Annotated in this window: 12 protein-coding genes; 7 read left to right on the forward strand and 5 right to left on the reverse strand. The window is 53.7% G+C overall.

Annotation, left to right across the window (positions count from 1 at the left end):
- Position 1: 1 nt before the first annotated feature.
- Together U0026_RS06945 and ypfH are read left to right on the forward strand one after the other, a co-directional pair.
- Complete coding sequence (locus tag U0026_RS06945; protein ID WP_062774434.1) at positions 2 to 2,002, forward strand: tRNA(Met) cytidine acetyltransferase TmcA; 2,001 nt, start codon at positions 2 to 4, stop codon at positions 2,000 to 2,002.
- Positions 2,003 to 2,078: 76 nt separating this feature from the next.
- Entirely contained in the window at positions 2,079 to 2,777 is a 699-nt protein-coding gene (gene ypfH, locus U0026_RS06950) for an esterase (RefSeq protein ID WP_062774432.1), read from the forward strand.
- 50 nt (positions 2,778 to 2,827) lie between these two features.
- Here the strand turns inward: ypfH and U0026_RS06955 are convergent, their stop codons facing one another.
- The 3 genes from U0026_RS06955 to U0026_RS06965 are packed head-to-tail and all read right to left on the reverse strand — an operon-like array spanning position 2,828 to position 4,601.
- A complete protein-coding gene (locus tag U0026_RS06955) occupies positions 2,828 to 3,028 on the reverse strand; it encodes a YpfN family protein (RefSeq protein WP_062774430.1) in 201 nt (66 codons plus the stop codon).
- Positions 3,029 to 3,058: 30 nt separating this feature from the next.
- The gene (dapE, locus tag U0026_RS06960; protein WP_062774428.1) at positions 3,059 to 4,186 is read right to left on the reverse strand and encodes a succinyl-diaminopimelate desuccinylase; all 1,128 of its coding nucleotides are present in this window, start codon (positions 4,184 to 4,186) and stop codon (positions 3,059 to 3,061) included.
- 55 nt (positions 4,187 to 4,241) lie between these two features.
- Positions 4,242 to 4,601 (reverse strand): ArsC family reductase, encoded by a 360-nt coding sequence (locus U0026_RS06965; RefSeq protein WP_062774426.1) that lies wholly within the window; start codon positions 4,599 to 4,601, stop codon positions 4,242 to 4,244.
- A gap of 357 nt (positions 4,602 to 4,958) precedes the next feature.
- On the opposite strand from U0026_RS06965, the gene ypfM reads away from it, so the two are divergent.
- A complete protein-coding gene (gene ypfM, locus U0026_RS06970; RefSeq protein ID WP_001386977.1) occupies positions 4,959 to 5,018 on the forward strand; it encodes a protein YpfM in 60 nt (19 codons plus the stop codon).
- Positions 5,019 to 5,144: 126 nt separating this feature from the next.
- Here the strand turns inward: ypfM and acrD are convergent, their stop codons facing one another.
- Positions 5,145 to 8,258 (reverse strand): multidrug efflux RND transporter permease AcrD, encoded by a 3,114-nt coding sequence (gene acrD / locus U0026_RS06975; RefSeq protein WP_062774423.1) that lies wholly within the window; start codon positions 8,256 to 8,258, stop codon positions 5,145 to 5,147.
- Positions 8,259 to 8,584: 326 nt separating this feature from the next.
- Here acrD and aegA point away from each other — a divergent pair, with 326 nt between their 5' ends.
- From aegA to U0026_RS06990, 3 genes are all read left to right on the forward strand, one after another.
- Complete coding sequence (aegA, locus tag U0026_RS06980) at positions 8,585 to 10,567, forward strand: formate-dependent uric acid utilization protein AegA (protein WP_062774421.1); 1,983 nt, start codon at positions 8,585 to 8,587, stop codon at positions 10,565 to 10,567.
- 58 nt (positions 10,568 to 10,625) lie between these two features.
- Positions 10,626 to 11,201, forward strand: a complete 576-nt coding sequence (nudK, locus tag U0026_RS06985; protein ID WP_062774419.1) for a GDP-mannose pyrophosphatase NudK — start codon at positions 10,626 to 10,628, stop codon at positions 11,199 to 11,201.
- Positions 11,202 to 11,310: 109 nt separating this feature from the next.
- Positions 11,311 to 12,360, forward strand: a complete 1,050-nt coding sequence (locus U0026_RS06990) for a DUF1176 domain-containing protein (protein ID WP_062774417.1) — start codon at positions 11,311 to 11,313, stop codon at positions 12,358 to 12,360.
- Here the strand turns inward: U0026_RS06990 and U0026_RS06995 are convergent.
- Positions 12,357 to 12,683 (reverse strand): EthD family reductase, encoded by a 327-nt coding sequence (locus U0026_RS06995; protein WP_062774621.1) that lies wholly within the window; start codon positions 12,681 to 12,683, stop codon positions 12,357 to 12,359. The genes U0026_RS06990 and U0026_RS06995 overlap by 4 nt on opposite strands.
- 221 nt (positions 12,684 to 12,904) lie before the next feature.
- Between U0026_RS06995 and U0026_RS07000 the strand changes: the two genes are divergently transcribed.
- Entirely contained in the window at positions 12,905 to 13,816 is a 912-nt protein-coding gene (locus U0026_RS07000) for a LysR family transcriptional regulator (protein ID WP_062774415.1), read from the forward strand.
- Positions 13,817 to 13,980: the final 164 nt, after the last annotated feature.

Below are 13,980 nucleotides of genomic sequence, written 5' to 3' on the forward strand. Positions count from 1 at the left end.
CATGGAAGAACTGCTCGCGCAGGCCGCGCGAATGAAGCAGGCTGGCATTCGCCGCCTGCTGGTGGTCAGCGGTGATAGCGCATGGTGCGAGCAGCAGGCGCAGGCGTTTCGTCGGGCGGTTGCCGCCGATGTGTTATGGGTTGGTCTCCAGGCGACCAGCGAGCCATCTTGCTTACCTTCAAAGTTGACGACGCTACTGGGACGCGAGTTTCAACACGCCATCTTTGATGCTCGTGAAGGTTTCGATGTTTCAGCCTTTGCCGCACTGTCGGGTACGTTGCGCGCCGGAAGCTGGTTGATGCTATTAGTGCCGCAATGGCACCACTGGCGTCAGCGCCCGGATGCTGATTCCTTACGCTGGAGTGACGCACCAGAGCCTATATCAACCCCCCATTTTGTTGACCACTTTTGCCACACGATAACCGCCAGCACCCAGACGCTTATCTGGCGGCAGGAGCAACCATTGCCGTCGCTGCCTGAAACCCACTGGCCTGAATGGCATCAGGCGAACGGTAAGCCGGAGCACGAACAGCAGGCGATTCTGAAGGCGTTATCGAATACCACCGAGCAGGTCTGCGTGATAACGGCGGAACGCGGGCGAGGAAAGTCGGCGCTAGCGGGGATGCATATTCAACAACTGCGCGGTGAAGCTATCGTCACTGCACCTTCACGCGCTTCAGCAGAGGTGATTGCCACTTTTGCCGGAGAACGTTTCCGCTTTATGGCTCCCGATGCATTGCTGGCGTCTGACATTGTTGCAGACTGGCTGGTGGTTGATGAAGCGGCGGCGATCCCTGCACCTTTACTCAAAAAACTGATTGCCCGTTTTCCCCATACTTTGCTGACCACCACCGTACAGGGCTACGAAGGCACCGGTCGGGGATTTTTACTGAAATTGTGTGCCGGGTTCCCACGTCGACATGATTTTATCTTAAATCAACCGATTCGCTGGGCTGCGGGATGCCCGCTGGAAGATGTGGTTAACGATGCGCTGATCTTTCACGACGACAGCTTTACCTCGCCTCCAAAGGGTGATCTGAGGTTTCTGCCAGTCACCCAATCGGCATGGCAACAGCAACCGGAACTTCCACTGGCGCTCTATCAGCTTCTCTCCGGGGCGCATTACCGCACCTCGCCGCTGGATCTGCGCCGTATGATGGACGCGCCGGGGCAACATTTTTTCTGTGCTCAAAGTACCGGTGGCCCCGCAGGCGCGCTGTGGCTGGTCGATGAGGGGGGATTAACCCCTGAATTGAGCCAGGCGGTGTGGGCGGGCTTTCGTCGTCCACGAGGTAATCTGGTGGCACAATCGCTGGCGGCGCACGGCGGTAGTCCACTGGCAGCGACGCTGACCGGACGGCGGATCAGCCGTATTGCGGTACATCCTTTACGCCAGCGTGAAGGTATCGGTCAAACGCTGGTAATGCAGGCACGACAAAGCGCCGAGGGCTGTGATTATTTATCGGTTAGCTTTGGCTACACCGATGAGCTGTGGCGTTTCTGGCAGCGTTGTGGTTTTACGCTGGTGCGAATCGGTACCCAGCGTGAGGCCAGCAGCGGCTGTTACGCTGCAATGGCGCTATGCCCGATAACCGCGGCGGGAGCATCGCTCATGCAGCGAGAACATGCTCGTTTATGCCGCGAATGGCACTGGCTCCAGCATTGGGTTGATGAAAAAGTCCCACTACCTTACAGGACAGACACTACGCTTACCGATGATGACTGGCAGGATCTGGCAGGATTTGCTTTCGCTCATCGCCCGCTGCTGGCCGTGCTGGCGAGCTTACATCAGCTAAGTGAACGGGCGGGCTTGCCGCTTCCGGCGCTGCGTGGACGCCTGCGGGGGGAGCAAGAAGGTGAGATCTGCATGCAACTGGGCATTAACGGGCGTAAGGCGCTGCTGGTGCGACTGCGCGACGAGGTGGCTGAAGCAATGCGAACGGTAGACTCCAAACGCACCACACAGCTCATGGAACAGATTCAGCAACTGCAATTTTTTTAACTGACTCATTCAGTTAAATGGCATGGTCATTATTCTGGTGCGGCGTAAACTGACCGACAAAACCAAGGAGACAGCCATGACACACGATCATTTTGTTGTTCAAAGCCCCGCGAAGCCCGCTCAACAGCTACTGCTGTTGTTTCATGGCGTGGGCGATAATCCGGTGGCAATGGGACAAATTGGTAGCTGGTTTGCGCCGCTGTTCCCGGATGCATTAATCGTCAGCGTCGGTGGTGTTGAGCCGTGTGGGCCCGCGCCGGGACGCCAGTGGTTTTCCGTGGCGGGTGTTACCGAAGAAAACCGCCAGGCGCGCGTTGATGCGATTATGCCTACCTTTATCGACACAGTTCGCTACTGGCAAAAACACAGCGGCGTCGGCCCACAGGCTACAGCGCTTATCGGTTTCTCTCAGGGGGCGATTATGTCGCTTGAAGGCATTAAAGCCGAGCCGATGCTGGCATCCCGTGTCATTGCTTTTAATGGCCGTTTCGCAACCATGCCGGAAAAAGCGAGTGTATCGAACACGGTGCATCTTATTCACGGCGGTGAAGACCGGGTGATTGATCTTGCCTGGGCGGTAAAAGGGCAGGAAGCGATTCTGGCTGCGGGTGGTGATGTGACGTTGGATATCGTTGAGGATTTAGGTCATGCCATTGACGATCGCAGCATGCAGTTCGCGCTGGATCATTTGCGCTATACCGTACCTAAGCACTATTTCGATGAAGCGTTAAGCGGCGGCACGCCGAAAGATGATGATGTTATTGAAATGATGTAGCAGTAGAGTTGATCCCGGCGTCGCTGTGCAACGCCGGGTATCGCACCGAACTATTTCTTCGGCTGATCCTTTTTCGGCCAATCGTCGTCATCGTCCCACTTGTCATTGCAGTCGCGATGCGGCGGCAGCTCGGGTTTGTTGGCGAGAAACTTCTTATGATCGACGCGACTAAGATCCTTAACCACGTTGATGAGTACCCCGACCAAAAAAACCAGCACCAGAATCCACCAGTATTTTGATAGCCAATCCATGCGTTTTACCTCTTACTTACCATTGCGCCATCAGGCGACAAGTTGTTCCATAATTCGCTGATACATCCGCGCCAGCATCTGCAGGTCGGCGGCGTTAACACATTCATTTATTTTATGAATAGTAGCGTTAACTGGCCCCAGCTCGACAACCTGAGCGCCCATCTGGGCAATAAAACGCCCGTCTGACGTGCCGCCGGTGGTCAGCAGTTGTGGTTCTATTTCATTATAGTGCGCGATGGCGTTTACCACTGCATCCACTAACTTTCCGCGTGCGGTCAAGAACGGCTGCCCGGAGATCCACCAGTCGACGGAATAGCGTAGCTGATATTTCTCCAGCAGCGCTACGACGCGTGCTTTGATCATCTCATCCGTCAGTTCGGTGCTGAAGCGGAAGTTAAACTGGACAAACAGATCGCCTGGGATCACGTTATTGCTGCCGGTACCGGCTTTAATATTGGCAATCTGCATGCTGGTTGGCGGGAAGAATTCATTACCTTTATCCCACTCGATAGAGACCAGCTCATTCATCCACGGTGCGGCGCGGTGAACCGGGTTATCGGCCAGATGCGGGTAGGCGACATGTCCCTGAACGCCATGAATGGTCAGGTTGCAGGTCATCGATCCGCGGCGACCGTTTTTCACCACATCGCCCACGACTTCGGTGCTGGAAGGCTCGCCCACGAGACAGTAATCCAGTCGCTCGTTGCGGGCCATCAAGGCTTCAACCACTTTCACCGTACCGTGGGTGGCGCTGGCTTCTTCATCAGAGGTGATAAGGAAGGCCAGGCGGCCCTGGTGGTTAGGGTGCTGGGCAACAAAACGTTCGGCGGCAATTACCATCGCGGCCAGCGAGCCTTTCATGTCGGCGGCGCCTCGGCCAAACAACATGCCATCACGAATAGTGGGTTCAAACGGTGGATTAATCCACCGGTTGGCATCGCCGGCTGGTACCACATCGGTGTGACCCGCAAACGCCAGGGTTTCCCCTTTACCGCGCCAGGCCCAGAAATTCTGGGTATCGCCAAAATCCATCGGCTCAATGGTAAAACCTGCTGCACGCAGACGTTCGATCATTAACGCCTGGCAACCCGCGTCATCCGGGCTAAGAGAAGGGCGGCGAATAAGCTGCTGAGCCAGCTCAATGACTGGGCAAGACATAAACTAGACCTCGTTATATTTCGGTATCTGCAAACAGGAAAATAGGGCAGTAGCTCTAACGCGTTTGCGCAAGCCATTGGCCGTAACTGGCGTCACTAAAACCCAGCAGCATAGGCTGTGCGGGCGCGCAGAGCAATGGGCGTTTAATGATTGCTGGCATTTCCAGCATCAGCGCGGCGGCGGCATCGGCGTTGTTCACCTCTGCGCGGACGCTTTCATCTAGCTTGCGCCAGGTAGTGCCGCGAGTATTCAGCAGCGCTTCCCAACCAAGCTCGTCAATAAAACTCTTCAAAAGCTCAGGTGATAAACCATCGACGCGGTAATCGTGAAAACGATATTCAACCTGATGGTCATCCAGCCAACGACGGGCTTTTTTAATTGTGTCGCAATTCTTTATTCCATAGAGGGTTGTCATGTTCCACCTTTATATCAGCAGGTTTTAGGGGATTCGAATATACACGTTATTCCATAGGCCGCCCGTTTTAATTTCCTGAACGTAAAGCGGCTGAAAGTCGTACAGTTTATCATGCTGACTACGACTTAAGTTGTAGTTCGGTTGTGTTGTCTTACTGAAAATTATTATCATATTGTTAACTCACCTGAGAGTATTTCAGAATATTGCTGTTCGTCACATTAAATGTCAAAATTCCGGACCATAGTGACCTCAAGCCGTAAACACAGGTTGGCAGCGACAATCAAAGGAATCGGATAAACCGTATTCACAGGTCATACATTAGTACGTAAAATACGCATAATAATAAGAGAGGTTGTTATGATCGAACGTGAACTAGGGAACTGGAAAGATTTTATTGAAGTGATGCTTCGTAAATAATTTTCGGTAATGTGAGTTGGGCGCTGTGTTCTTTCAATCGCCATGATGGTGTCGTTGTTGTACAGAGTAGTTGACCGCATTTCAAAGCAAAAAGGCGACATATTGTTATGTCGCCTTTTTTGTTTCTTATTCCGGCTTCTCTTTCAACGGGAAGCGTCTGCGCACCAGCACAAAGAATAACGGTACGAAGAAAATAGCCAGAACGGTGGCTGATACCATCCCGCCCACGACGCCGGTTCCTACCGCGTGCTGGCCACCTGAGCCAGCACCGGTGGTTAGCGCCATCGGCAGTACGCCAAAAATGAAGGCCAGGGAGGTCATCAAAATTGGCCGCAGGCGCTGGCGGCAGGCTTCCAGCGTCGCTGTCATCAAATCTTCGCCTTTCTGATTCATATCATTGGCAAATTCTACAATCAGAATGGCGTTCTTTGCCGACAGCCCGATAACCGTTAATAAACCGACCTGGAAGTAAACATCGTTCTCCAGACCGCGCATCCAGGTTGCCAGCAGTGCGCCGATAACCCCAAGCGGGACTACCAGCATGACGGAGAACGGCACTGACCAGCTTTCATAGAGTGCAGCCAGACACAGGAATACCACCAGCATGGAAATGGCATACAGGGCAGGAGCCTGCGCACCAGACAGACGTTCCTGGTACGACATTGCCGTCCATTCCAGGCCGAATCCCGCCGGGAGTTTTTGCACCAGATTTTGCATCACGTCCATTGCGGTACCGGTACTTACGCCCGGCGCGGCTTCACCGACGATCTCTACGGCAGAATACCCGTTATAGCGCTCCAGTCGAGGAGAACCGGTTTCCCAGCGTGAGGTGGCGAAAGCAGAGAATGGCACCATCTGACCTGTGTTATTACGCACGTACCACAGATTGATATCTTCCGGCAGCATTCGGTATTTGGCGGCGGCCTGGACGTAGACTTTCTTCACACGACCGCGATCCATAAAGTCGTTAACGTAGCTTGAGCCCCATGCGGTTTGCAGCGTGTCATTGATGTCATCAATGGAGACGCCCAACGCCTGTGCTTTGCGCTGATCGATATCCACCTGCAATTGCGGGCTGTCATCCAGACCGTTGTGACGAACGCGGGTCAGTTGTGGATCGTTATCTGCCATCTCTAGCAGTTGGTCACGGGCAGCCATTAGCGCATCGTGCCCGGCACCGGCGTGATCCTGAAGCTCCATATCAAAACCGGCGGAACTGCCCAGCCCGCTAATGGCCGGTGGGCTGCTGGCGAAGACGCGTGCTTCTTTAATCTTATTCAGCGCTTTGGTGGCGCGTTCAATAATGGCAAACGAGGTGCCGGTGGTGCTGTCGCGCGCGTCCCAGTCCTTCAGGCGTACAAACATACGCGCGACGTTTTGACCATTACCGCCGGGGCCGGAGCCGATAGTGGCAAAGATAGAGGTCACATTATCGGCTTCATGTTTAAAGAAATAATCTTCCACTTTCTCGACGACCTTCAGCGTTTGTTGCTGAGTGGCCCCGCTGGGTAACTGGACTGAGGTGGTAAACATACCGCGGTCTTCCAGCGGCAGGAAGGAAGAAGGCAGGCGCAGGAATAAGAAGACCATGCCGCCAAGCAGAAGCACGTAAATCAGCATCCAGCGCACGCTGCGGTGCAGAATTTTTGCTACGCCGGATTCATAACGGCGCGAGCTGGCATCGAACTTGCGGTTAAACCAGCCGAAGAACCCTCGGGTGCCGTGGACTTCGCCTTTTTGTATTGGTTTCAAAAGTGCTGCGCACAATGCTGGTGTCAGGATCATCGCCACCAGTACTGACAGCACCATGGCCGAGACGATGGTTATCGAGAACTGCCGGTAAATGGCGCCGGTGGTGCCGCCGAAGAAGGCCATGGGGATAAATACCGCCGACAGCACCATGGCGATACCGACCAGCGCCCCCTGAATTTGCCCCATCGATTTGCGAGTGGCTTGCCTTGGCGTCAGCCCCTCGGTGCTCATAATACGTTCGACGTTTTCGACGACCACAATGGCATCGTCCACCAGCAGCCCGATGGCAAGCACCATCGCAAACATGGTCAGGGTGTTGATACTGTATCCAAAGGCATACAGGACCGAGAACGTCCCCATCAGTACGACAGGTACTGCAATCGTCGGGATAAGCGTGGCGCGGAAATTCTGCAAGAACAGGTACATCACCAGGAATACCAACAGCACGGCTTCCAGCAGCGTTTTGACCACGTCTTTAATCGATGCTTTTACAAACGATGTGGTCTCGTAGGCGACTTTATATTCCAGCCCGTGCGGGAAGTACTGCTTGAGTTCATCCAGGCGCTGGATGACGCGCTCAGCGGTAGCCATTTCGTTCGCGCCAGAGGCAAGCTTAATACCCAGGCCGGAGGCCGGGTTCCGGTTGTAACGGCTTAGGTAATCGTATTTTTCCGCTCCCATCTCGATGGTGGAAACATCGCCCAGCGTGACGTCTGACCCATCCTGGTTCACACGCAATGTGATGTCGCGAAACTGCTGCGGCGTTTGCAGCAGGGACTGAGCATTGATGGTGGCATTCAGCGCCTGCTTATCGACCGATGGCGTACCGCCAAGTTGCCCGACTGCAATCTGCGCGTTTTGAGATTTGATGGCGTCGGTCACGTCGGCGGCAGTCAACTGGAAGCTGTTAAGTTTGGCCGGATCCAGCCAGATACGCATGGAATACTGGGAACCATAGGCATCAATATCGCCCACGCCGTCGACGCGGCTTAGCGGGTCCTGGATGTTACTGGCGACATAGTCGGAGATATCTTGCTTATCCATACTGCCATCGGTGGAAACGAAGGCGATGGTCAGGATGTTGGTATCGCCGGTTTTACGTACCGTAACGCCCTGAGTCTGTACCGCCTGCGGCAATTTGTTCATGGCGCTTTGTAGCTGGTTTTGCACCTGCTGCACGGCTTCATCCGGGTCAGTACCGGCGACAAAGCTCAGGGTGATGCTGGCCTGGCCAGTGGCGCTGCTTTGCGATGACATGTACATCAGGTTATCGATGCCGGTCATGTTCTGTTCAATGACCTGAGTGACGGTGTTTTCTAGCGTCTGCGCGGATGCACCCGGATAGTTGGCCGTGACGCGCACGTTCGGTGGAGCGAGGTCTGGATACTGTTCAACGGGCAGGGAAAATATCGCCAGAGTACCGGTCAGGCACAATAGGATTGCCAACACCCAGGCAAAAATGGGGCGATCGATAAAGAAATTCGCCATTAGGATCTGGACCTCATGTTATTCATTTTTATACGTACTGAATTGCGTCAGACACTGTAGCCGCAAGGCTGCCAGCAATCGTGGAGAAAATAAGAAGATAATGTAAATTATCATGCCGCTGTGGCGAAATGATTTGCACATTCTTACGTTCCACCCTACAGCGGTGTGAAACGTAATTTCATTTAAGCTGAAAATTATTGATCTGCCACATCATACTGATAAATAGTCGTCGTTTCTGGGCAAATGGACATTGCCTGGAAGGTGATTCCTCAGCTAATAAATAGGACCTATAAATATAAGGCTTTTTAACCATAGGCTGAGAAAGTATGAACCGTTTTATTAGGGTAGATAGCCAACAATGCATTGGATGCAAGGCGTGTGAAGTTGCCTGTGTAATGTCGCATAACGAAGAACAGCACGTCCTTGATGTCTCACAATTTGTGCCCCGCATTACTGTCGTGAAAATGAATTCCCAGCGCGGCGCGGCAACCTGTCACCATTGTGAAGATGCTCCCTGTGCCCGCAGCTGTCCAAACGGTGCGATACGCCACGCTGATGACGCTATTTTGGTCGATCAGGCGAAGTGTATCGGCTGCAAATCCTGCGTGGTCGCATGCCCGTTCGGCACGATGCAAATTGTTTTGATGCCAACCGCCGACGGACGTGTGAAAGCCACTGCCCATAAATGCGACCTGTGTCATGAACGCCCAGCCGGTCCTGCGTGTGTTGAAAATTGTCCGGCAAATGCGCTGCAATTGATGACCAGTCAACAACTCACGGAAATCGCCAGAACGCGCCGGCTGCAAACAGCCTGTCGGGAAGCCCAGCCATGGCATAGCGATACCCGTGCGGCAGTGCCACATAACACGCGTAGTAAAGTCCAGCAGATGGCGGCGACCGCTGCGCGCGGTGAAGCCGATAAGCTGAATCTGTCTGCACGTAAAACCAGTTTTGGTGAAATCTACCTGCCGCTGCGAGAAGACCAGGCGCAGCAGGCCTCGGCGCGCTGCCTGACCTGCGGTGAACACAGCATTTGCGAGTGGACCTGTCCGCTACATAACCATATTCCCCAGTGGATCGAGCGCGTGAACGCCGGTGATATCGATGCGGCGGTAGCGCTATCGCACCAGACTAACCCGCTGCCGGAAATTACCGGACGCGTCTGTCCGCAAGACAGGCTTTGTGAAGGTGCGTGCACCATCCGTGACGAACATGGCGCGGTGACCATCGGGAATATTGAACGTTACATCTCTGACCGCGCGCTGGCCAAAGGCTGGCGGCCAGATATCGGCAACGTTGCCAGTAGCGGTAAGCGGGTGGCGATTATCGGTGCCGGTCCGGCGGGGCTTGCGTGTGCTGATATTCTGGTACGGCAAGGTGTCGAGCCGGTGGTGTTTGACCGCCACCCGGAAATCGGCGGTCTGTTAACCTTCGGTATCCCGTCCTTTAAGCTTGATAAATCGCTGATGACACGTCGTCGTGAAATATTCACCGAAATGGGGATTCGCTTTGAGCTGAACTGCGAGATTGGCAAAGACATTACGCTTAAAACGCTCCTTGATGATTACGACGCGGTCTTCGTCGGCGTCGGGACTTACCGCTCAATGAAAGCTGATTTGCCGAATGAAGATGCGCCGGGCGTGTACGACGCGCTGCCGTTCCTGATTGCCAATACCAAGAATGTGATGGGGATAGGCGAACAGCCTGACGAGCCGTATATCGATACCAGGGGGCTTAATGTGGTGGTGCTCGGCGGTGGCGACACCGCGATGGACTGCGTGCGCACGGCATTGCGCCATGGCGCTCGGAAAGTTACCTGTGCTTATCGCCGCGATGAAGCCAATATGCCGGGCTCGAAAAAAGAGGTGAAAAACGCGAAGGAAGAAGGGGCTGAATTTGAATTTAACGTTCAGCCGGTGACCCTTGAACTGGATGCCAACGGACACGTGTGTGGCATTCGTTTGTTGCGTACTCAGCTTGGCGAGCCTGACAGCAACGGGCGCCGTCGCCCAACCCCCATTCCCGGCAGCGAGTTTGTGATGCCTGCCGATGCGGTGATTATGGCCTTTGGTTTCCATCCACACAGTATGCCGTGGCTGAACGCGCAAGGCGTTGATGTCGATGACTGGGGACGTATTCGCGCAAACGTAAACTCACGCTATCGCTATCAAACCAGCAATCCTAAAATTTTTGCCGGTGGCGATGCGGTGCGCGGTGCCGATTTAGTGGTGACGGCGATGGCGGAAGGACGTCATGCGGCGCAGGGGATCCTTGATTACCTGGATGTGAAAATCACTCACACACATTGACGATACCCCGGCTCTACGGCGTAAGATGGTACATCCGTGTTATCGCCGTGGAGCCTGAATGTCCCTCAATATCAACGTTATCAAAGATAAAGTCCTGTCTGAAAACTACTTTGTCCTGCGCAATATCACCTACGATTTAACCCAACGAGACGGTCAGACTGTCCAGCATAAACGTGAAGTTTATGACCGTGGAAACGGTGCGACGGTGTTGCTGTATAACAGCCAGAAACAGAGCGTAGTGTTGGTGCGCCAGTTCCGGATTGCGACCTGGGTCAACGGCAATGCTGACGGGATGCTGATTGAAACCTGCGCCGGGCTGCTGGACGATGACGAACCGGAAGATTGCATTCGCAAAGAGGCAATTGAAGAGACCGGCTATCAGGTGAACAACGTTCGTAAAGTCTTCCAGTTGTATATGTCGCCCGGCGGCGTGACCGAAATTGTTCACTTCTTTATCGCCGAATATGACGATAGCCTGCGCGAAAATGCGGGCGGAGGAGTGGATGACGAAGCGATAGATGTGCTGGAACTGCCGCTATCACAAGCAATTGAGATGATTCGCAGTGGTGAAATATGCGACGGTAAGACGGTGATTTTACTTCAATATCTGCAGCATTCCGGCCTTATGCGCTAATTCTGCGTAATGCTCAATCCGATAATTCCGATTGAGCATTACCGCTTCGCTCGTGAAGATACCCCTTGAGTGTAGGTTGGTGTTTTTTTCTTCTGGGGTTGTACCGTTCATGCGTTACCGCGTTTTCCTGTTTTTCTTCTGCCTCGGGATGCTTCCGGCGTCGTTGACGTGGGCGGGCCCGGCACAGCAGGTCTTTTCCGATTGGTTAGTCACCTGCAATAACCAGAATTTTTGCGTGACCCGTAACGTAGGCCTCCATCACGGCCTGGTCATGACCCTAAGCCGCAGCGCTGGAGCGCATACTGACACGCAGCTACGTATCGAGTTGGGTGGCATAGTTAATCCGGTGGCCGCAGTACCGCCTATCGAGCCGCGTTTGCTGCTGGATGGCAAACCGCTAAAGCTTAAGGGCGAGCACTGGAAGGTGCAGCCGAAGTTATTAACCACCGGTGATAGCGCCACCATTGATGCATTTTTGCAGCTGATTCAGGATGCAGATGCTATCTCTTTGGAGAAAGGCGTGCAGGTTATCTCATTGCAGGGGCTTAAGGCCGCACTGCTGTTTATTGATGCTCAGCAAAAACGCGTCGGCAACGAAACGGCATGGATCCGTAAAGGCGATGAACCGCCGCTCAGCGTGCCACCTGCACCGGCGCTGAAATCGGTGGCAAAGGTTAACCCAACACCGACACCGCTCGGCCATGATGAATACAATGATCTGCTGGATTTCGGCACCTGGCGCATGAATAACAACCAGTGTTCACTGGATCCGCTGCGCCGCGAAGTGTGGATAACCGCATTGACCGACGATAAGGCGCTGATGATGACCAGTTGTGAGTCGGGAGCCTATAACACCATTTACCGGGCCTGGCTGGTGTCGCGGAAAAAACCGTTTATAACCACCCCAATTCGCTTGCGTCTTCCTTTCCTGCCCACCGGACGCGAAGGGCGGGATATTGAACTGGTTAACCTGACCTTCAACGAGCAAAGCCGTGAACTGGTCACGCTGGAAAAAGGGCGCGGTCTGGGAGATTGCGGCATCCAGACGCGCTGGCGCTATGACGGTCAGCGTTTTCGTCTCGTCCGCTATGCGGCACAGCCGCAGTGCGACAACTGGCAGCGTGCGGATGCCTGGGCGGCGCAATGGGTATCTGGTTAACGCTTTCTGATTTCCGTAATGTAGGTCACTGCCACATGCGCCGCAAAATTGGGCACATCGGCAAACGCTTCCTGGCCAATTGGGGATTCAAACGCCGCGATAGCATCCTCAAGCGAGTCGAACCACAGCTCTGAGAAACCGTCTATCGGTGAATCAGGATAGACTCGACGGTCGATAGGGTTCAGCACGTAACCGCGCAGTCCCGGAAGCCCAAGGGCAATTTTACTGTGCACCGCCTGCCAGTGGGCCACAAACTCTTCAAAACTCTGTCCCTCTTTTTTGGTCAGCAGGCCAACATGTTTAAAACCCTTTGTTTTCGTCATCATTCACTCCACCTTTGATTTTTTAACATCATGATTAATTTAATAATTTAAGATGATGGCTTAACGGGCCCGCTCTGCCTCATGATGAGTACTGCTCATCATGCTGCATACTATGATTGATTTTATTAATGCGATAAATAGGGTTTTGTTCGCCTCTTTGTAGACATAAATTCTTCAATGCGGTACAGCATATTCATTCTTCGTTGAGTAGGTGATTAATGATGCGCACGACCGACAATCTTGGTGGCATCACCGCATTTGTAACCACGGCCCAGTTGGGCAGCTTTACCGCTGCTGCCGAACGACTGGGGCTGACTAAATCCGCCGTCGGTAAAAGCGTCGGCCGTCTTGAGTTACGCCTCGGGCTGACGTTGTTTCAGCGCTCAACGCGGCGATTAAGCTTAACGCCTGACGGTGAGCTTTTTCTGGCACGCTGCCAGCAGGCTATTGATATTCTTGAACATGCGGAAGCTGAGTTGACCTCGCACGTTGTACAACCGGCGGGGCGTTTGCGGGTTGATTTGCCTTCGGCATTTGGCCGCCAGCGCGTGCTGCCGATTCTGTTGGCCATTGCTCGCCAGTATCCGGCGCTCTTGCTGACGGTGACTTTTAGCGAACGTTTTGTGGACTTGATTGAAGAAGGCATCGATCTGGTCGTGCGTATAGGTGAACTGGCAGATAGCAGTGGCCTCGTTGCCAGACGATTAACCACGCAGAAGTTAGTTATCTGTGCGGCACCTGGCTATCTGCTTGAGCACGGTAAACCGCAAAAACCGGAAGAGATCCTCCTTCATCGCTGCGTCGTGGGTTTTCGCCGCCACCAACCTCTTTCATGGCTTTTTAAAGCGGCTAATGGACAGGCGTTACGTCTGACTCCGCCTGCGACATACGAGTTTGCCGACGGTGATGCCATGCTGGCTGCGACGCTGGCAGGATGTGGCCTATCACAACTGCCGCGCTGGCTGGTGGGTGAGTATCTACAGCGGGGTGAATTAGAAGAAGTGCTCTGTGAATATGCCGGAGGGGAAATGCCCATTAGCGCGGTGTGGCCGAAAAGCCGTCAGCCGTTACCAAAAGTACGCTATGCCGTGGATGAATTGCTGCGTGCAGCCGAGAAAGGGCGGCTGGACTAACATCGTGCCAATTTGGTTATGGGTGGCATAACAAAAAAGCATATCCAGAAATCATGATCTCGCTACTGATAATTGATAACATGCGAGAAATAAATAAATAACAAAACCAATCGTGTTCGCAAGAGTATGGCGGCCTTCAAAGTTTAGCGGGCGGTCAAAGGCGA

Origin of the sequence: Kluyvera intermedia, assembly GCF_034424175.1 — a bacterium.
GTDB lineage: Bacteria > Pseudomonadota > Gammaproteobacteria > Enterobacterales > Enterobacteriaceae > Kluyvera > Kluyvera intermedia.